Raw genomic sequence first — 19,223 nt, 5'->3', positions numbered from 1 at the left:
GGAAAAAAGATGAAAGAAGAGTTAGTGTGTTCTGAAGTAATAATAAATAACAATTTAGGACTTCATGCAAGACCGGCTGCTATTTTAGCCAAAGAAGCCAGTAAATACAAATCTGATATAAAAATAATTATGGATAAAACAGAGGTAGATGCAAAGAGTATATTAGATATTTTAACCTTGGCTGCGCCCAAGGGAAAATCAATAAAACTAATTGCAAAGGGCGAGGATGCAAAAGAGGCAATAGCAAATATACAATCACTAATAGAAGAGGGATTTGGAGAATTATAACATAAGGGTGATACTATGGCAAAAAAGATCCTTCAGGGTATACCTGTTTCTGTAGGAGTTGCAATAGGACATGCATATATTTTGACCAGAGACCACTTTTGTCTTGCTCCCATACAAAACATATCTGAAGAATTAGTTGAGCAAGAAATAAAACGTCTGGAAGATGCCTTTGAACTTACAATATCAAATTTAAAAGAATTAAAGGCAAAAATTCCAGAAGAACAGACCGAATATTCCTCTATTATTGATACCCAGATAATGATGCTTCAAGACCCTAAACTAAAACATGCGATAACTAAATACATAAAGGATATGAAATTAAATGCAGAATGGGCCGTTGAAAAGGGTATTGGTGATATAGAGAAAATGTTTAAGGGGATAGAGGACGAATTTTTTAAAACCAGAATTAGTGAATTCAAGCTTCTCAGTAGAAAGGTAATTGGTAATTTAACTGGAGCTGGGGAAGAATTAAAACCTATTAAATCAAGAGTAATATTAGTGGCACATGAACTAACGCCAGCAGATACAGTTGAATTAGATGTAAGTAAAATTATGGCATTTGTCACAGCCCAGGGGGGAAAGACATCTCACGTGTCAATTGTTGCAAGGACCCTTGGAATTCCTGCAATAGTGGGAATAGAAGATGTTGAGAATTTAATTTTAGACGATGAATTTATTATTGTTGATGGATTTACAGGTAAGATATTGATAGAACCAGAAGAAGAAGAGATATATGAGTATACTGAGAGGCAAATAAGTTTTGAGCAATACAAAAGGGAGTTGTTTCAACAAAGTGGGCTTCCAGGTAAAACAAAGGACGGATTCCACGTTAAAGTAATGGCCAATATTGAACTCTTTGAGGAAGTCAGTTCAGCCTTAGATTATGCAGCTGAGGGTATTGGTCTGTATAGGACCGAATACTCTTATTTATATAGATCAAGGTTGCCTGGTGAAGATGAATTATACGAAGAATATAGGGACCTTGTATCCATTATGTCTCCAAAGCCAGTGGTTATCAGGACATTAGATGCTGGAGGGGATAAGATAGGAAAGGGATTTGAAAAATTGGAAGAGGCCAATCCTGCCATGGGGCTAAGGGCTATTAGATTTTGTTTAAAGTTTAAAAAGATATTTAAAACCCAATTAAAGGCAATTTTAAGGGCAGCTGAGGCGGGAAATGCATTACTTATGTTTCCAATGATATCAGGTTTAGAAGAACTTAGAGATGCAAAAAGGGTTTTAGAAGAGGCAAAAAATGAACTTGAAAAAGAGGGTAAGTCGTATAAAAGGGATATCCCTGTAGGGATTATGATTGAGCTACCATCTGCAGTGTTGGTGGCAGAGGACCTTGCAAAGGAAGTCGATTTTTTTAGTATTGGCACAAACGATCTTATCCAATATTCCCTTGGCATTGACCGCACCAACAAATACGTGTCCCATCTGTTTCAGCCCTTGCACCCTGCTATAATTAAAAGTATCAAACATACAGTGGATGTTGCAAAAAGAGCTGGAATTTATGTGTCAATGTGCGGAGAAATGGCTGGAGATCCCTTTTGTATACCTTTATTAATTGGCATGGGAGTGGATATCCTTAGCACTACTCCCCATTCCGTCCCTGGCGTTAAACGTGTAATTCGAATGTTGTCTAAAAAAGAGTGCGAAGATTTACTCAACAAGATCTTGCAAAATTCTTCAGTAAAGGAAAACAACAGGATAGTTAAGGAAAAGGTGTTTGATAAGATTCCTGAAGAACTAACATTTTATACCTCTTTTTTTGATAATTAAAGTGAACAGTGTGGGTGATCAGTGTGAGTAAGATACACAGAAGAGAACCTAGAACTTTGAACAGCAACTTCGAATTTTGAACGTAGAACATCGAACCTTGAACATAGAACATTGAACTTTGAACATACAACATGGAACATAGGACAAATGAGTTATGTCGCAAAAGGAAAAAATAAAAGTCATAGCAACCAATAAAAAGGCCTTTCACTTTTATGATATTTTAGAGAAGCGTGAGGCAGGTCTGGTTTTAACGGGCTCAGAAATCAAGTCCATTAGACAAGGGAAGGTGAATTTTAAAGATAGCTATGTAAGATTTCACAAAGGAGAGGCCTATTTAATAGGTCTTCACATCGCACCCTATGAAAAGGCCTCTTATCTTGGCCATGAACCTGAGCGAGATAGAAAACTCTTGCTCCACAAACGGGAGATCTTATCCCTCCAGGGAAAGGTTCAACAAAAAGGGCTTACAGTTATACCCCTGAAAATCTACTTAAAGGGTCCGTGGGCAAAGGTAGAAATTGCCTTATGTAGGGGTAGAAATATTAGGGATAGAAGGGAAGAATTAAAGAGAAAGGCTATAAAGATGGACATTGCAAGGGAAATGTCTAAATATAAGTAGCCATGACATTTAAGCTAAAAAAAGAACATAAAAAATTTTTGTTCTCTCTTTTTGGAGAACAAGATGTATTGTTTGAAAGAGAAAAGATTTTAATATTTGGAACAGATGCAAGCAAAAAATTTGCATGGCCTTCTATAGTTGTTAGACCCTCCTCAGTTAGTCAAGTAAAAGAATTACTTAAATGGGCAAATAAAAATAAAATCCCAATTATACCCAGGGCAAGGGCAACCAATGTTGTTGGCGCTTGTGTCCCTGTTTATGGCGGAATAGTTGTCTCTACGTTGAAGCTCAACAGGATTTTGGATATAGATGATAGAGACTATGTGGCAGAAGTAGAACCTGGGGTAGTTACTGGAGATCTTCAAAGGGTCTTAAAACAAAAATCCTTATTTTATCCTCCAGATCCAGCATCAGCTAAAATTTCCACTATTGGAGGCAATGTATCCCAAAACGCAGGTGGGCTTCGCGCTGTAAAGTATGGGGTCACTAAGGATTATGTATTGGGATTGGATGTGTGTATTCCTGGAGGAGAGATTCTTTCCCTTGGAGGTAGGTCGCATAAAGATGTAGTAGGGTTAGATCTTAAATCTCTTATGATTGGCTCAGAGGGGACATTGGGCTTTTTTACAAAGATAATTTTAAGACTTTTGCCCCTGCCAGATAGATCCATATCTATTTTGGTTGGGTTTAATTCCCTGGAACGACTCATAGAGGTCGCAGCAAAGATTCTAAAGACAGGACTAATTCCAGTGGCAATGGAATTTATGGATAAAGACGTCTTAAATTGTATAAGACAACTTGGTAAAGTGGAGATACCCAAAAGTATTGACGCAATGCTTTTATTACAGTTTGACGGCAATGAAAAAGAGGTGGAAGGGGCGATTTATAATTGTGAAAAATTATTTAAAGAGCTGGATATTAAATATTATGAGAGGGGTGGAGATAAAAAAAGAGAAGAAGAATTATGGGAGGTTAGGCGTCTTATAAATCCAGCATCCCATAAGATGGGTGAAAAGAAAATAGCACTGGATATTTGTGTCCCAAGATCTAAAGTACCAATAATCATAAATGAGTCTAAGTCTGTAGGAAAAAAATTTAATATACCTATACTTTGTTTTGGACATCTAGGAGATGGGAATATACATGTAAATATAATGTACAGTGATGATATGGAAAAAACTGCACATAAAGTAAGTTACAAAATATTACAAAAGACCATAGAAATAGGTGGTACTATTTCTGGAGAACATGGTGTTGGGATTTTGAAATTGGATCTAATTGACAAACAGATTTCAAATACAGAAATAAATCTTATGAGAAAAATAAAGAGTATTTTTGATCCAAATAACATTATGAATCCAGGAAAGGCGTATTAATTTATTATATTTGGAGGTGTAGTATGAATACAAAAGATATGCTGGATAATTTTTGGGAAAAAAAACTAAATTTATTAAAACAAGCTTTAGAAAAAAATAATTTTGAAGTATTTATTGCGCCAAGACTTTCTGACGTAAAACAGCTATTTATAAAGGAGATTTTAAATAAATTAGAAGATATTAAAAAAATATCATTTGGAGGATCTCTAACTGTAGTAGATTCTGGTATATATTCTTTTTTCAAAGAATCAAAAGATTATGAAGTAATAGATACCTATGACAGGACCATTCCAAAGGATGAATTTATTGAGAGAAGGAGGCAGGCCCTTTTATCTGATCTTTTTATCACAGGTACCAATGCAGTAACTGAAGATGGAGTGTTAGTTAATTTAGATGGATATGGCAATAGGGTAGGTGGTATAGCCTTTGGTCCCAGGTATGTGACCCTTTTAATTGGGAGAAACAAAATAGTCACAGACCTTGAAGAGGCAATAAATAGGATAAAGGGATTTGCAGCTCCAATAAATACACTTAGGCTCAATAGAAAGACACCCTGCGCAAAGACCCTTAAGTGTGAGGATTGCAATAGTCCAGATAGGGTGTGCAATGTATGGGTCATAACTGAAAAATCTTTTCCACCAAAGAGGATAAAGATAATTTTGATAAATGAAGATTGTGGATTTTAATTTATCTTAAGAAAAGGTTCTAATTGGGAGGATTAATGCTAGAGATTAGAAAAGAACTACTTGATTTTTCTCCATATTCTCCTGGGCTATCCATTGAGGAGATAAAGAAGAAATACAATTTGGCCAATGTAATAAAAATGGCAAGCAATGAAAATCCTTTAGGAACGTCTTCACGTGTTGTGGAGGTTATTAAAAAGTTTAGTCCTTATGCATTTAGGTATCCTCAAAGTGGGAATCCAGAATTAGTTGGGAAACTATCTGATATTTTAAACGTCCCTGATGAGTGTATTGTGGTTACAAATGGTTCAGATGAGATAATTGATCTCATTATAAGGGTGTTGGCTGTTCCTTATAGAGACAATATAGTGGTGTTTGATCCAAGTTTTTCCATATATAGGATGCAGGGAAAATTCCATGGGATCTCTGTTAAGTATGTTCCTTTAAATAAGGATTTTTCCTTTAATTTTAAAAGGATGTTAGATGCGATAGATGAGAATACCAAAATTATATTTATCACAAATCCAGACAATCCATCTGGATATTGTGTGTCCTCAGAAGATATAATTGAATTTTTATGCAAAATTCCTGAAAATATCTTAGTAGTGGTTGATGAGGCGTATGTTGAATTTTGCGATGATCCAGAAAATTGTTCATGTATAAACCATGTATTAGATAATAAAAACTTGGTGGTGATCAGGACATTTTCTAAATTATATGGGCTGGCAGGATTAAGGATAGGATATGGAATTTTACCTTTTAAACTATCAGATTACATAAAAAGGGTAAAACTTCCCTTTAGCGTAAACTTGATGGCAGAAAAGGCTGCAATAGAAGTGCTAGATGATTTTACCTTTATAGAACACACAAGAAATACAGTAATTAAAGGTAGAAAATATCTAAAAGAAGAGATGGAAAAACTTGACTGTACACTATATCCATCCCAGGCCAATTTTTTGATGTTTAAACCACCTATTGATGCTAATGTTGTTTTTGAGGAGTTATTAAAAAAGGGTATTATTATAAGACCACTTAAATCTTATGGCTTAGATGATTATCTCAGGGTATCGGTTGGAAGAGAAGATGAAAACAAGTTATTTATCCATTATCTAAAACAAATTTTACAGGGTGGTTAAATGGAAAAATCCAAAAGAATTATAATTACCATAGATGGGCCTGCAGGGTCTGGAAAGACTACTGTTGCAAAGATTTTGGCTAAAAAATTAAATATTGCCTATTTAGATACTGGTGCAATGTATCGAGGTGTGGCCCTAATCTTAGGTAATTTGCCTAAAGATTTTGATAAATTAGAAGAAATTTTATCTTCCTTGAAGTTTGATCTTGTGTATAACGGAGAAGATTTTTCTTTGGCCATGAATAATAAAATTTTGGGGGATGAGATACGGAGTGAGGAAATAGGCTTTGTTGCATCAAAGGTGGCCAAAGAGCCCTTTGTGAGAAAATATTTGACCGCTCAGCAGAGAGAAATAGCCAAAAAGCACTCACTGGTAGCCGAAGGTAGGGATATGGGGACAGTTGTGTTTAAGGATGCAGACTTTAAGTTTTTTTTAACAGCATCGGCAAAGATAAGGGCAAAAAGGAGGTTTGAGCAATTAAGAGAAATGGGGTTTGATGCGGATTATGAAAAGATTTTAAAGGATATAGAAAAAAGGGATAAACAAGATTCATCCAGAGAAATCGCTCCCCTAAAACCTGCTGAGGATGCTTTGATAATTGATACGTCTAATTTAAATATATCAGAAGTAGTAAATATGATGCTTAAAAGTATTAAGGGATAACTGTTAAAATGGGGAGGATAAAGGGGGATATTGGGTTTGTTGGGTTTAATCCTCTAAGTAAGAAGGTTCTAAGTTTTATGTTCTAAGTTCTAGGTTCCTTAAACATTGAACATCGAACGTTGAACGTTGAACAATTTAACCCTCAACCCTAAACCCAATAAACCCCCTAACCCATAAATTTTTATGCTATTCCAAGTTTGAATTTCAAAGAACGGAGTGTATTTTTCATAAGCATTGTAATTGTCATTGGACCTACGCCACCTGGAACAGGTGTGATCCAACCAGCAACCTCTTTTGCTGCCTCAAAATCAACATCTCCCCTTAAGATTGGAACCATTTTATTTGGATCTTTCTTACTTGGTTTTTCTCCAACCCTGTTGACTCCAACGTCTATTACGCATGCACCTGGTTTGATCCATTCAGGTTTAACAAGGCCAGGAACACCTGCGGCAACGATCAAGATATCTGCCCTTTTACAATGGGAAGCCAAATCCTTTGTTGCTGTATGAACCACAGTAACAGTTGCATTTGCGCCTCTACCTTTTTGCATCATCATAACTGCAATTGGTTTTCCAACAATATTGGACCTACCAACAACCACCACTTCTGCACCTTTTGTCTCAACTCCAGAGCGAACAATGAGTTCCTGAATACCAGCTGGTGTGCATGGTGGAAATTTGACTTCATCGCCTCCAATCATTAGCCTTCCAACGTTTACAGGATGGAAACCGTCAACGTCCTTGTCTGGGTCAATGGCATTTAATACCTTTTTTTCATTAATGTGTTTTGGAAGAGGAAGTTGTACTAATATTCCGTGGATACTGTCGTCTTTGTTGTATTTATCAATTAAATCAAGTAGTTCTTTTTCTGAGATGTCTGCTGGTCTTGTATCTTGAACTTCATGAAATCCAAGGCGTTTTGCAGTTTTGATTTTAAGGGTTACATAAGAGACTGATGCTGGGTTGTCTCCAACCAAGATAGTTACAAGTCCAGGTACTACTCCATGTTTTTCTTTGATTTCTTTTACCTCTTGTTCAATTTCTGCAAGGATCTCTTCTCTAATTTCTGTTCCTTTAATTAATTTGGCTGTCATAAAAATACTCCTTTTTATGTTTGTTAATATCAAATTTTTATAGCAACCCAAAACTCCGTTTTTCACTTCCTGTTAAACCTTAAAATTTTTTCTTGTCAAGGAGTAAACTGGATTTAATTTTATATAGATAAAATTTGGGCTTTTTAGATGGGAAATTTAGAGTCCAAGGTATCCATGCTTGATTGTATGGTCTTTATGCTATATCATCCAAAAACTTCTTTGAATTGGTGCTTGTAAATCGTGATTCGTGAATCGTGAATCGTGATTTGTAATTGGTGATTGGTAAATTGTGAATCGTGAATCGTGATTGGTGATTGGTGAGTGGTGATTTGTGAATCGTGATTATTGATTTGAGAAAGAAATATGGAAAAGTTTTATCAAGATTATTGTCTTCTTTGTGGAAAGTGTCTTGAAGTTTGTCCTGTCTTTAATGTAACTCAATTTGAGGAATATTCTCCCAGGGCAAAGGCATTTGTCTATTCTCAGATACAAAAAAAGGGTCTTGATATAAAAAATGTTGATAGAATTTTAGGAAATTGTGTTGGCTGTTTAAAATGTTATGATGTTTGTACACAGGGGATCGATATCCCAAATAAGGTCGCTAATATAAGGTCTTTATCGCCTAATTTTAGAAGATGGCTGTATTTGAAAATAGTAAAACATTTACCTGAGTTATCTCCATTGATCAAAAATGGATTCAAAATAAAAGATATAATTCCCCATTTAAAAAAAATAAAACAGCTTGGGAATTTTTTTGAAAATAGAGATAAGAAAAGAGATAAGAAAGGTCTTTTTAAAATAAAGGTCTTTAAAAATAAAAAACAAAAACAACGGGCGGTTATTTTTGGAGGTTGTGTAGGAACTTACTTAAAAAAGAATTGGCTTGAGGCTGCATCTAATATCGCAGGATTATTTTATAATGTAGAAGATATACTTAAATGGGAGTGTTGTGGATATCCCATGTTTTTTGCTGGTGATATAAAAGGTGCTAGAGAAGTTTTTAATTCTAATGTAAAACTCTGGCAACAACTTGGAAATCCCAAAATACTCGTGTTTTGTGCTACATGCTGGTCATATTTAAGAAAAAATGCATCACTTATTGAAGATGAAATTCTAAGAGATAATTGGCTAAGCTCTCTTACATATATGACAGAACTTATTGCAAATATTGAAAGTATAGAGATTACTGAAAATTCGCATAAATTTCTTTTTCATAAGCCATGTCATTTAGACGATAAAATATACAAGAGTTTCTTGGAATTTTTGGATAATTTTAAAATTAAATACAGATCACTTAGTGATTGTTGTGGTTTTGGGGGGTGTACGAGATTGGAAAATCCCAGATTGTGTGATATATTGGGTGAAAGATTTTGGGAAAATGTAGCAAAGGACGAAATAATTGTATCTGGGTGTTCTGGATGTATTATGCAATTTTGTCTAACTGGCGATTTTAAGCGAGTGTATCATTGGTTAGAATTATTTGAATTTTAGTCTCAAGTCATTATGTGTAAATAAATTTTTTTGAGGAGACAGGTATGTTTTTTTTAGATTTTTTGGCTAGAAAGATTTTTGGAACAAAGAATGAGAGATATTTAAAATCTATTCGTCCTCTTGTGGACAGGGTAAATAGCTTTGAACAGGAGATGGTCAAATTAAAGGATCATGAATTTCCTGGAAAAATAAATAAATACAGAGAAGAAGTTGAAAAAGGAAGGAGTCTAGATGACCTTTTGCCTGAAGTTTATGCCCTTGTTAGGGAGGCGGCAAAAAGGACACTGGGCATGAGACATTTTGATGTGCAGGTAATGGGGGCAATTGCCCTTCATCAGGGAAAGATTGCAGAAATGAAGACTGGTGAGGGAAAGACATTAGTTGCCACTATGCCCCTTGTTTTAAATAGCCTTGAAGGCAAGGGCTGCCACCTGGTTACTGTAAATGATTACCTGGCAAAAAGAGATGCTGAATGGATGGGGGAGATATATAAATTTTTAGGACTCACTGTTGGGGTTATTTTATCTAATATGGAAGATGAAGAGAGAAAAGAGGCATATAATTGTGATATTACATATGGTACAAACAATGAATTTGGTTTTGATTATTTAAGGGATCACATGAAATTTTATCCAGAACAGCTTGTTCAAAGGGACCTTCACTATGCCATTGTTGACGAGGTAGATTCAGTTTTAATTGACGAAGCCAGGACTCCGCTGATCATTTCAGGTCCTGCTGAGGAATCCACTTCACTTTATAAAAAGATCAATGCAATTATTCCAAAACTAAAAAAAGATAGGGATTTTACAGTAGATGAAAAGTACAAGACTGTTTTGTTGACAGAAGAAGGTGTGATGAGATGTGAGGAGATATTGGGTCTTGATAATTTATTTGATCCAAAGAACATAACCTATCAGCACCATATTTTGCAGGCATTAAAGGCCCATTATTTGTTTCAAAGGGATGTGGATTATATTGTAAGAGATGGAGAAGTCTTAATTGTTGATGAGTTTACAGGCAGGGTCTTGCCTGGCAGAAGATATAGTGATGGCCTTCACCAGGCCTTAGAGGCAAAGGAACGGGTCAAAATTCAGCAAGAAAATCAGACCTTGGCCACCATCACCTTTCAGAATTTTTTTAGGATGTATAACAAATTAGCTGGTATGACTGGTACTGCTGATACAGAGGCAGTGGAATTTAAAGAGATTTATAACCTGGATGTTGTTGTTATCCCAACTAACAAGCCAATGATAAGGATTGATTATCCAGATGTTATATATAAGACCCAGAAGGAGAAATTTAATGCCATTGTAAAGGAGATAGTTGACCTGCATAAGCAGGGCAGGCCAGTTTTGGTGGGAACAACTTCAATAGAAAAGTCTGAACTTATTTCAAAGAGGCTAAAAAAACTAAAGATTCCCCATGAAGTGTTAAATGCAAAACACCACGAGAGGGAAGCAGAGATTGTGGCCAAGGCAGGTGAAAAAGGAAGGGTCACAATTGCCACAAATATGGCAGGTAGAGGAACTGATATAAAACTGGGTGAAGGGGTAAGAGAGCTAGGTGGCCTCCATATTTTGGGAACAGAGAGGCACGAATCCAGGAGAATAGATAATCAGTTAAGGGGAAGGGCAGGAAGACAGGGAGATCCTGGTAGCTCAAGGTTTTATCTGTCTTTGGAAGACGACCTTTTGAGGCTCTTTGGATCAGATAAAATCTCTTCATTTATGGATAAACTTGGGGTTGATGAAGGACAGCCTATTGAAAATAAATTAATTTCAAAGGCAATAGAAAATGCCCAGAGGAGGGTGGAAGAGCAAAATTTTGACATAAGAAAACAACTCTTAGAATATGACGATGTGTTAAATCAGCAAAGGCTGGTGATATACAGAAAGAGAAAAGAATGGATGGTAGCTGAGGACTTAGAACCAACTGTTTTTGAATTTATAGATGACCTTATAGATGATATCTATTTTGACATAGAGCAAAAAAAGAATAAGGCAAAGGAAGAAGATATTGAGTTTATAAATAAAAAGCTCATAGAAGTCTTTGGATTAGATAGATACATTGAACTTAAGAAAGATTCTTTTCCATCTAAAGAAGAAGTAAAAAAACAGGTGGAAAAGATCATTGAAGAACTAAAAATAAAGGCAGGGGAACATTATCAAGATATACTCAGGTTCTTTTTGCTTGAAAATTTAGACAGGTTCTGGAAAGAACATCTTCTAAATATGGATTATCTGCGGGAAGGAATAGGCCTTAGGGGTTATGGTCAAAAGGATCCAAAACAAGAATACAAAAAAGAAGGATTTGAGCTATTTCAAGAGATGTTATATCTTTTAAAGGAAAATACAATTAAGGCCCTAACCCATATTAAGTTTCAGGAAGTATCAGAAGAAGACCTAAAACATGAGGACCAGACAAAGGATCTAAGGTATTCTGATAATACAGAAGAGGAGCCAAAAAGAACACCTTATAGGAGAAAGGGAAAAAAGATTGGAAGAAATGATCCCTGCCCTTGTGGCAGTGGTTTAAAATATAAAAAGTGTTGTGGAAGATAATGAAATATGGAGTAGTAGCTATGCAAAAAGGAGTGGAAAAAGACTTTCTTTTAAAAAGAATTGCAGATTTTTTATTTGAAGTGGGTATGTTAAAAAAGACCCCAAGGACTGGATATCAGTTTTTGGGATCTGGTTCAGAAAATGTTGCAGAACATTCCTATAGGACCGCAATTATAGGTCTTATTCTTGGTATAAAGGAGAATTTAGACTGGAAAAAAATAGTGCTTATGTGTCTGTTTCATGATTTACATGAGGCAAGGACTGGTGATTTTAATTATGTGTATAGGAGATATAACAGGGCAAAAGAAAACAAGGCAATATCTGATGCCCTAAAAAATACCCCTTTGGAAGATTTGGTACTACCTTTGCTTACAGAACTTGAAGAGGTGGAATCAAAGGAAGCTGAAATTGCACAAGATGCAGATCAATTAGATCTTATATTGAATTTAAAAGAACAGATGGACCTTGGAAATCCCTATGCTGAGACATGGATAAAATATGCACTTGAAAGGCTCAGGACTGATGCAGGACGCGAGTTAGCTGAAAAAATACTGGAAACTGACCACACAGATTGGTGGTTTCAAGGAGTAGATAAAGATTGGTGGGCAACAAAAAACGGCAAAAAATAAAATGGCTATGTAGTGCATTTTTGTTGTCCCTGTTACTCCACCTAAGTTTTTTTGTGATAAGTTCTATTAAATTATCAAAAGAAGATTTAATATTGACTTTATACAATGTATCCAAAAAAAATAACAGTGCAAATAGGGCAAATATAAAGAAAAATAGAGTTAAAAAATTTTCAATTTCAACCTATCCATATGAACAGAGAAGTATTAAAGGCAGACTTTTAAAAAGTCCAGTAAAGGATGAGAATCTGGCTCTTGCATTAGAGAATTTAAAAAAAAAATTGATTTGCTTTGGAAAAATAGTGTAATTGACACCACTGGTTCAGTCTTGGTCACTGTTAAAATCAATCCAGATGGTAGGGTGCAGGATATTGTTTTAAACTCTATTTTGGGAGATGGAAAATTGTCAAATAAGGTTATTTCATTGATAAAACAGGGGGAACCATATGTAGATGTAATGAGATCCTTTAACTTACCCTTAAAATTTCAGCTATATTTTGAGGTAGCTGAGTCTGATGAGCGTGAATAAAATTTTTGTTGATTGGAGGAAAAATGAAAATTGCAGTAATTTCAGATACCCATATGTCAGTGCCAAATAACATCCTTATTAAAGAATTTGAATCCACATTATATGATATGGATGCCATATTTCATCTTGGTGATTATACCAATGAAGATGTGTATTTGTATTTAAATTCTCATCCCAAATTTTTTGGGGTGTGCGGCAATATGGACTTTGGAGCATGGACCCAAAATATACCTTCACAGCAAGAAATAAAATTAAATAATATAAAATTTGGTTTTTTGCATGGATATGATCTTGACTTTTCCAACATTGAAAGAGATATTACAAAGCGGTTCTCTGATGATGTAAATTTTTTGTTCTTTGGACATACACACATGCGTTTTTTTAAGGAGGTTTCAAAGACAAAGTATATTTTAAATCCAGGTAGTTTTACATATGCTAAAGGGAATCCAAAAGGGTATGCAATTCTGGAATTTAATGATGTTGAACATATAAAACTTAGCTGGAAAAACTTATAAAAAGGAGGACAGATTATGGCAAAAGAAGAAAGCATTGAAGTAACTGGAATTGTAAAAGAGGCCTTACCCAATGCAATGTTTAAGGTGGAGTTAGAAAATGGCCACGAAGTATTAGGTCATATTTCTGGCAAGATGAGAAAATATTATATTAGAATCTTGCCAGGTGATAAGGTGAAGGTAGAACTCTCACCTTATGATTTAACAAGGGGAAGGATTGTATATAGGTATAAGTAAGATTTATTCAATGGCCTTTTCAATGGCAAAAAATACCTTGGGCTGATTTTTTAAGCTTCCAATTATTTTTAGACGATATCCAAAGGTAATGTATAAAGGACCAGGTGCCCCAAAATTTTTGGGCTCTAGTTTAAATTCAAAGAAAAGTCCTTTATTGTTTATTTTTTGAGGTGAATACACGTTTATGTCCTGGGCCAATACCTTTCCATACTTATCACAGAGGTATATCCCCAACCACAATTCATCTAGGGTGTCTCCCCAAGGGGGCAATTTTTCTCTCCTTGGATATGCAAATCCTTTTACATAAAAATTACTTCCCTTTTGATAGCATGTGTAGTGAAATTCAATGTATTTCATGGTTAAAATTTGGGATTGATTTGTGAGTAACCTATTCTTTTTTAGATGTAATACCATTGGCGTTGAACATGAATTAAGTATGATAATTAAAAATAAGATTAATTTATTTTTTTTCATCTTGGTTCTCCTAATACAATCATCTCTGCAAGGGTATGATCTACTTTTTTTAGGGGTTTTTCTAAAAGTCTTTTAAACTTTCTTTCTAATTCTGCTAACTTAATGTAAAATGGAGTCCTATCCATTATAGGGAAATATGGCTTGTCTTTAGTTATTTGTACACATCTGTAGCATCCAGAAAATTTTTTCATAACACCATTTGGCATTTTCACAACATTTGGAATGCCATGCAATCTGCATATCATGAGCCTGTATTTGTAGAGAATACATTTTCCCTTTTCATTTAAAGGGCACATTATTTTGATTGGTTCATTTTGTAATAATTTTTTTTCTGCTAGTTTAACATAATCTTTTGCTCTCATAAAGATTTCTTCTTGTTTAGTATCTGATAAAGATTTTAACCCCTTGTATAAATATGCCCATTCAATGTGTGTATGGTGCTGGAAATAGCTTGTACAACAGTTATTTTCACAGCTATCACACGTAAGTCCAATCTTATTTGCAATATCATTATAGGTAGATTCCATGTGATTATACAACTCTTCTAATTGAAGAAATAGGTTTTGCTTTTGTTTTGAAATGAGAGTTTTATTTTTTATCTTGTTTTTTTTCATGTTGTATCCAGTTTACAATTTTTTCAATGCATTGATTTACACTTAATTTGTCAGTATCTACTACAAAATCGCAATAACTTTGGTATAAGGGTGTCCTTTCTCTGTATAAGTCCGATAAATCCTGACCTTTTTCTATTACAAGTCCACGTTCTGGATTTTTTGATACACGGTGTTTAATTTCCTCTAAGCTGCATCTTAAATAAATTACTGGTCCTAACCTTTTTAAGTATTTCATAGCATGTTTACTATAAACAACGCTTCCACCTGTTGCAATTACGCACTTGTTGACATATAAATTTAAAACAATAAATTCTTCGGCTTTTAAAAAATTTTTATTTCCCAGCCTATCTCTTATCTCCTGTAGAGATGTGCCAAACCAGGATTCAATTAATAAGTCAGTGTCGATCCAGGTAAAGTTCAGTGCCCTGGCAAGTTTTTTGACAATTGTTGACTTCCCAGAACCAGGCATGCCTATTAGAGAGATATTTGAAACACTCATGTTTAAATAAAAAAATTTCCAATTATAGAATTACTCACTAAAAAACCATTTTTAGTTAGACTTAAATATCCCTTTCTTATTTTTACCAGATTGTTTCTATGAAGTAAATTGATCATTTTATGGTGTTTTTTCCAGAAATTTTCGCCAGTTTTTTTGGCATATTCTTTAAGATTTAGTCCTCGTGTTGTCCTTAGGCTAAGCATTATAAATTCATTTATATGGTCTTTTTTATCTAATTTTATTTCTTTGCGCCTGCAAGGGTTTTGAGAATATTCCACAATATTTTTAGAATTTTCCCATCTTTTGTTCCCTATGGTTGAGACCGCTGATGGACCAAGTCCAAGATAGTCCATTTGTTCCCAATAGCCCATATTGTGCATACAGACATACCCCAGTTTAGAAAAATTAGATATTTCATATTGAATAAATCCTCTAGATTCTAAAAAATCAGCACCACCTATGTATAATGAAGCAAGTCTATTTTCATTAGGTAATTTCACCATGTTTTTCTTCACCATGGTGTGCAATTTTGTGTCTTTTTCAACTGTTAGACCATAGCAGGATATGTGCTGGATATCTAATTTGCATATTTGTCTTAAGTCGTGCAACCATGAGGCCACTGTTTGCTCTGGAAGACCCCATATGAGATCTATGTTAATATTCTCAAATTTTGCCAGATTGCAAAGTTTCACTGAAAATATTCCGTCCTTTGCACTATGTGTCCTTCCAAGGAACTTGAGATAATTATCTCTTATACTTTGAATGCCAATACTAATTCTATTGACACCAAAACCTTTTAATTCCTTTAGATAAACTAAATCTTTAAGGGAATCTGGATTGCCTTCAAAGCTAAACTCTATGTAGTTTTCAAATTTAAAATTCTTAAATAATGCATTAATTATCTGGTCTAAATATTCTAATTTCAAGATACTGGGCGTACCACCACCAATGTATATTGACTTAAATTTAACATCAGGTAATTTGTCTTTCCAATATTTAATTTCCTCAAACAATCCATTTAAATATAACTTTACTAATTCATCATTGATTTTTACAGAATAAAAACTACAATAAATACACTTGGACTTGCAAAAGGGAAAGTGTATATATAACAACATAATTTTTATGTTTTTAATTCATTTTTGTATCTTTCAAATTCACTAAAGATACAACCACAATATTGTTGCCTATATATACCTAAATTTTTGCTTTCTTCGATTCCAATTTTCCATCCTTCTCTAAAGTCGTGATAATAAAATTTTACACCCTTATTTTTTGATAGGTCTTTACATAAAGTGCTTATGGTATCGTGCTTTTGAAATTTACTATATAAAAGTGTAGTTGTAAAATAGTCGAATTTTCCCCTTCTGGCTATAGATATAGTCTTTTCAATTCTCATGTGATAACAATAAAAACATCTATTGTTTTCTCTATAAATAACTTCTCTAAAATAATTAATGGGATTATATTCATCGTCTTTATAAATTACTTTTATGTTGTATTCTTTTGAAACAGTTTGAAGCGCTTGTTTTCTTTTTAAATACTCTTTTAATGGGTGGATGTTTGGATTATAGTAAAGACCTAAAATTTCAAATCCTTCTTGTTTTAATATTTGTATAGGGTAAATTGCACATGGCCCACAACATATGTGGAGTAAAATTCTCTTTTTTTTCATGGCTTATATCTCTTCTATTAAAATTTTTTTATGGTATTTTTTTTCCATATCAATTAAGGTTTGTTTTTTGTTGTTCAAAAGATAAAGACACAGTTCCTTTTCAAGGATATATTCTAAGGGATTAGGTGAATCTTGTTTTGAAATCTGTTTGTGGATGTTTTTTAGTACCTGGGCAGCTCTCCACTCTATACTCACCACATGTCCCATTCCCTTACATTTTGGACACTCTTTATATATACTGGAGATTGCTGATGAGCCCATTTTTTGCCTTACAATTTCCAAAAGCCCAAATTTAGATATTTTGCCCACAGAGGTTCTGGCCTTGTCATTTTTAAGGTATGTTTTAAGTTGTTTTTCAACCTCCCTGGCATATTTTTTATCTTTCATCTCTATAAAATCTATTACAATTTGTCCACCTATGTCCCGCAATCTCAGTTGATTGGCGATCTCTTTTGTGGCCTCTAAGTTTGTCTTGTATGCCATGTCCTTAAAAGAAGATTCACCAGAAACCTTTGCTGAATTTATATCAATAGCAGTTAGGGCCTCTGTTTGGTCTATTACTATTTCTCCTCCTGAAGGTAATTTTACCCGTCTATCAAAGATTTTTTTTATTTGATCTTTTATATGGAATTTGTCAAATAGGTCAATCTCATCACATAGATAACACTTCACCATGTTTTTTCGTCTTGGAAATACAAGATTCACATATTCTTCTAATTTGCGCGCTACATCTTTATTGTCCACCCATATATGTTTGACATCAGAGGTTAGATAATCTCTAATTGCCCTAAATGCCAGATCCTTTTCTTCATAAATAAGGCAAGGGGCAGATTCTTCCATGGCCTTTTTTTTGATGTCCTTCCAGAGTCTTGTTAGAAATTGGAGATCCCGAAATAGGTTTGTTTTGTTTTGACCTTCACTTACAGTCCTCACTATTACTCCCAATCCTGGTTCCAGCTTGAACTCATTGATTACCATTTTAAGTCGTTGTCTCTCTTCATCATCTTCAATCTTCCTTGAAATAGCCACCTGTTCTTTCCCTGGAGTTAAGACAAGATATCTGCCAGGAAGGGTGAGATAAGTAGTTAAAAATGCACCTTTATTTTCAGTGGGTTCTTTTACTATCTGGACCAATATCTCCTGACCAGGCTTTAATACCCTTTGAATTGGCGGGAATTTCTGTCCCTTTTGTGGCCTTAAGTCTGATGTATAGTAATCTGGGTGTATCTCATCTATTTGTAAAAATCCATTTCTCTTGTCCCCATAATTTACAAATGCCGCCTGAAGAGATGTGTCTATATTGTGGATCACCCCTTTATATATATTTCTCTTTATTTTATGGGTACTTAGCATCTCAACATAGTATTCATCAAGTGTGTGGTCTTTAATTAATGCCACCTCAATTAGTTCCCCTGGTAATATTGAAATTAACATCTGTCTTCTTTTTATGGCCATTCTTACAGCTCTCTCCTGTTTGTTTTCTTTAAATAAACAAAAAAATATGCAGTTACGTGTAAAAGTTGACCTAAGGGGATTATGGATATATGAATTTGATTTATGAGCATAATTTTACCAAATTAGTAGGAGATGTATAAATGATATCCCCTGGAGAATTAATACAACTGGTTAGCCCCCAAGGCAAGAAATATCTTATGACAGTTGAGGCAGGAAAGGAGCTCCACACCCACCATGGAAAGATCGATATCTCAGAGGTCTTGGAAAAGGATTTTGGTGATGAAATTAAGACTCATCTAGGTAAAGTTTACCATATTTTAAAACCAACACTCTATGATTTGATAAAAAATATAGAGAGAAAGACTCAAATTATTTATCCCAAGGACATTGGCTATATTCTAGTTCGGCTTGGAGTTGGACCAGGGAGTAAGGTGGTTGAGGCTGGATGTGGTTCTGGTTCCCTTACCATGTCTTTTGCCTATATGGTTGGTGAGACTGGAAAGGTTTATAGTTTTGATAGAAGGGAGGAATTTGTATCATTGTGTAAAAAAAATTTAACCAAGGCTGGTCTTGAATCCAGGGTGGTGTTAGAGGTGAGAGATATAAGTGAAGGTTTTGGATTTAAAAGTATGGATTGTGGCTTTTTAGATGTAAGGGAGCCCTGGTTATATGTAGAGCAGCTTGCTGAAGTAGTAAAAAATGGAAGTGTAGTTGGATTTTTGCTCCCCACAACTAATCAGGTTACTAAGTTGCTAGAGGCTTTAGAAAAAGGACCTTTTATTGATATAGACGTGGTTGAGATAATGCTTAGAAGATATAAACCAATTTATGAAAGGTTTAGGCCTGATGATAGGATGGTTGCGCACACTGGATTTTTGATATTTGCAAGGGTCAAAAATAAATAAGA

The 19,223-nt window shown here is 34.5% G+C and carries 22 protein-coding genes; 15 read left to right on the top strand and 7 right to left on the bottom strand.

Annotated features, from left to right (window positions below; genetic code table 11):
* Positions 1-9 precede the first annotated feature (9 nt).
* From ACY2V1_RS02090 to cmk, 7 genes are all read left to right on the top strand, one after another.
* Positions 10-288, top strand: coding sequence for an HPr family phosphocarrier protein (locus ACY2V1_RS02090; RefSeq protein WP_461833140.1), 279 nt, complete (start codon positions 10-12; stop codon positions 286-288).
* Positions 289-303: 15 nt separating this feature from the next.
* Positions 304-2,073 (top strand): phosphoenolpyruvate--protein phosphotransferase, encoded by a 1,770-nt coding sequence (ptsP, locus tag ACY2V1_RS02085; protein WP_461833139.1) that lies wholly within the window; start codon positions 304-306, stop codon positions 2,071-2,073.
* Between the two features lie 154 nt (positions 2,074-2,227).
* Positions 2,228-2,692: an SsrA-binding protein SmpB gene (smpB, locus tag ACY2V1_RS02080; RefSeq protein ID WP_461833138.1), complete on the top strand. Its 465-nt coding sequence runs from the start codon at positions 2,228-2,230 to the stop codon at positions 2,690-2,692.
* A 2-nt stretch (positions 2,693-2,694) separates the two neighbouring features.
* On the top strand, positions 2,695-4,068 hold the full coding sequence (locus ACY2V1_RS02075; protein WP_461833137.1) for an FAD-binding oxidoreductase: 1,374 nt from the start codon (positions 2,695-2,697) through the stop codon (positions 4,066-4,068).
* 23 nt (positions 4,069-4,091) lie between these two features.
* Positions 4,092-4,754 (top strand): lactate utilization protein, encoded by a 663-nt coding sequence (locus ACY2V1_RS02070; protein WP_461833136.1) that lies wholly within the window; start codon positions 4,092-4,094, stop codon positions 4,752-4,754.
* Positions 4,755-4,789: 35 nt separating this feature from the next.
* Positions 4,790-5,887, top strand: a complete 1,098-nt coding sequence (gene hisC / locus ACY2V1_RS02065; protein WP_461833135.1) for a histidinol-phosphate transaminase — start codon at positions 4,790-4,792, stop codon at positions 5,885-5,887.
* Positions 5,888-6,550, top strand: a complete 663-nt coding sequence (gene cmk / locus ACY2V1_RS02060) for a (d)CMP kinase (RefSeq protein ID WP_461833134.1) — start codon at positions 5,888-5,890, stop codon at positions 6,548-6,550.
* A gap of 181 nt (positions 6,551-6,731) precedes the next feature.
* On the opposite strand, the gene folD is transcribed toward cmk, so the two are convergent.
* Positions 6,732-7,643: a bifunctional methylenetetrahydrofolate dehydrogenase/methenyltetrahydrofolate cyclohydrolase FolD gene (gene folD, locus ACY2V1_RS02055; RefSeq protein ID WP_461833133.1), complete on the bottom strand. Its 912-nt coding sequence runs from the start codon at positions 7,641-7,643 to the stop codon at positions 6,732-6,734.
* A 363-nt stretch (positions 7,644-8,006) separates the two neighbouring features.
* Here folD and ACY2V1_RS02050 point away from each other — a divergent pair, with 363 nt between their 5' ends.
* Genes ACY2V1_RS02050 through infA form a run of 7 tightly spaced genes read left to right on the top strand, consistent with a single transcriptional unit; the run spans position 8,007 to position 13,599 of the window.
* Complete coding sequence (locus tag ACY2V1_RS02050) at positions 8,007-9,134, top strand: (Fe-S)-binding protein (RefSeq protein WP_461833132.1); 1,128 nt, start codon at positions 8,007-8,009, stop codon at positions 9,132-9,134.
* Between the two features lie 44 nt (positions 9,135-9,178).
* Positions 9,179-11,695 (top strand): preprotein translocase subunit SecA, encoded by a 2,517-nt coding sequence (gene secA, locus ACY2V1_RS02045; RefSeq protein WP_461833131.1) that lies wholly within the window; start codon positions 9,179-9,181, stop codon positions 11,693-11,695.
* Positions 11,696-11,715: 20 nt separating this feature from the next.
* A complete protein-coding gene (locus tag ACY2V1_RS02040) occupies positions 11,716-12,324 on the top strand; it encodes an HD domain-containing protein (RefSeq protein ID WP_461833130.1) in 609 nt (202 codons plus the stop codon).
* Positions 12,297-12,629, top strand: coding sequence for a hypothetical protein (locus tag ACY2V1_RS02035; RefSeq protein ID WP_461833129.1), 333 nt, complete (start codon positions 12,297-12,299; stop codon positions 12,627-12,629). The genes ACY2V1_RS02040 and ACY2V1_RS02035 overlap by 28 nt, the downstream gene beginning before the upstream one ends.
* The gene (locus ACY2V1_RS02030) at positions 12,608-12,850 is read left to right on the top strand and encodes an energy transducer TonB (protein ID WP_461833128.1); all 243 of its coding nucleotides are present in this window, start codon (positions 12,608-12,610) and stop codon (positions 12,848-12,850) included. The genes ACY2V1_RS02035 and ACY2V1_RS02030 overlap by 22 nt, the downstream gene beginning before the upstream one ends.
* A 23-nt stretch (positions 12,851-12,873) precedes the next feature.
* Positions 12,874-13,365 carry a metallophosphoesterase family protein gene (locus ACY2V1_RS02025; protein ID WP_461833127.1) on the top strand — a complete coding sequence of 164 codons (492 nt, stop codon included), beginning with the start codon at positions 12,874-12,876 and terminating at the stop codon, positions 13,363-13,365.
* A gap of 15 nt (positions 13,366-13,380) precedes the next feature.
* Positions 13,381-13,599, top strand: coding sequence for a translation initiation factor IF-1 (infA, locus tag ACY2V1_RS02020; RefSeq protein ID WP_459877438.1), 219 nt, complete (start codon positions 13,381-13,383; stop codon positions 13,597-13,599).
* Between the two features lie 3 nt (positions 13,600-13,602).
* On the opposite strand, the gene ACY2V1_RS02015 is transcribed toward infA, so the two are convergent.
* From ACY2V1_RS02015 to ACY2V1_RS01990, 6 genes are read right to left on the bottom strand one after another with little or no spacing between them, the layout of a single operon-like run.
* Positions 13,603-14,073, bottom strand: coding sequence for a hypothetical protein (locus ACY2V1_RS02015; RefSeq protein WP_461833126.1), 471 nt, complete (start codon positions 14,071-14,073; stop codon positions 13,603-13,605).
* Positions 14,070-14,687: a hypothetical protein gene (locus ACY2V1_RS02010; RefSeq protein WP_461833125.1), complete on the bottom strand. Its 618-nt coding sequence runs from the start codon at positions 14,685-14,687 to the stop codon at positions 14,070-14,072. Before ACY2V1_RS02010 ends, ACY2V1_RS02015 begins: the two co-directional genes overlap by 4 nt.
* Positions 14,662-15,186, bottom strand: coding sequence for a homoserine kinase (thrB, locus tag ACY2V1_RS02005; RefSeq protein WP_461833124.1), 525 nt, complete (start codon positions 15,184-15,186; stop codon positions 14,662-14,664). Before thrB ends, ACY2V1_RS02010 begins: the two co-directional genes overlap by 26 nt.
* A 2-nt stretch (positions 15,187-15,188) precedes the next feature.
* On the bottom strand, positions 15,189-16,304 hold the full coding sequence (gene hemW / locus ACY2V1_RS02000) for a radical SAM family heme chaperone HemW (RefSeq protein WP_461833123.1): 1,116 nt from the start codon (positions 16,302-16,304) through the stop codon (positions 15,189-15,191).
* Between the two features lie 5 nt (positions 16,305-16,309).
* Positions 16,310-16,861 carry an epoxyqueuosine reductase QueH gene (locus ACY2V1_RS01995; RefSeq protein ID WP_461833122.1) on the bottom strand — a complete coding sequence of 184 codons (552 nt, stop codon included), beginning with the start codon at positions 16,859-16,861 and terminating at the stop codon, positions 16,310-16,312.
* Between the two features lie 3 nt (positions 16,862-16,864).
* Positions 16,865-18,316 carry an Rne/Rng family ribonuclease gene (locus ACY2V1_RS01990; protein WP_461833121.1) on the bottom strand — a complete coding sequence of 484 codons (1,452 nt, stop codon included), beginning with the start codon at positions 18,314-18,316 and terminating at the stop codon, positions 16,865-16,867.
* Positions 18,317-18,456: 140 nt separating this feature from the next.
* Here ACY2V1_RS01990 and ACY2V1_RS01985 point away from each other — a divergent pair, with 140 nt between their 5' ends.
* Positions 18,457-19,221 carry a tRNA (adenine-N1)-methyltransferase gene (locus ACY2V1_RS01985; RefSeq protein WP_461833120.1) on the top strand — a complete coding sequence of 255 codons (765 nt, stop codon included), beginning with the start codon at positions 18,457-18,459 and terminating at the stop codon, positions 19,219-19,221.
* The last annotated feature ends 2 nt before the right edge of the window (positions 19,222-19,223 follow it).

It is taken from the genome of Desulfothermus sp., from assembly GCF_053993635.1.
The sequence above is the reverse complement of the archived record's forward strand: the minus strand, read 5'-3'. Positions and strand labels throughout refer to the sequence as shown.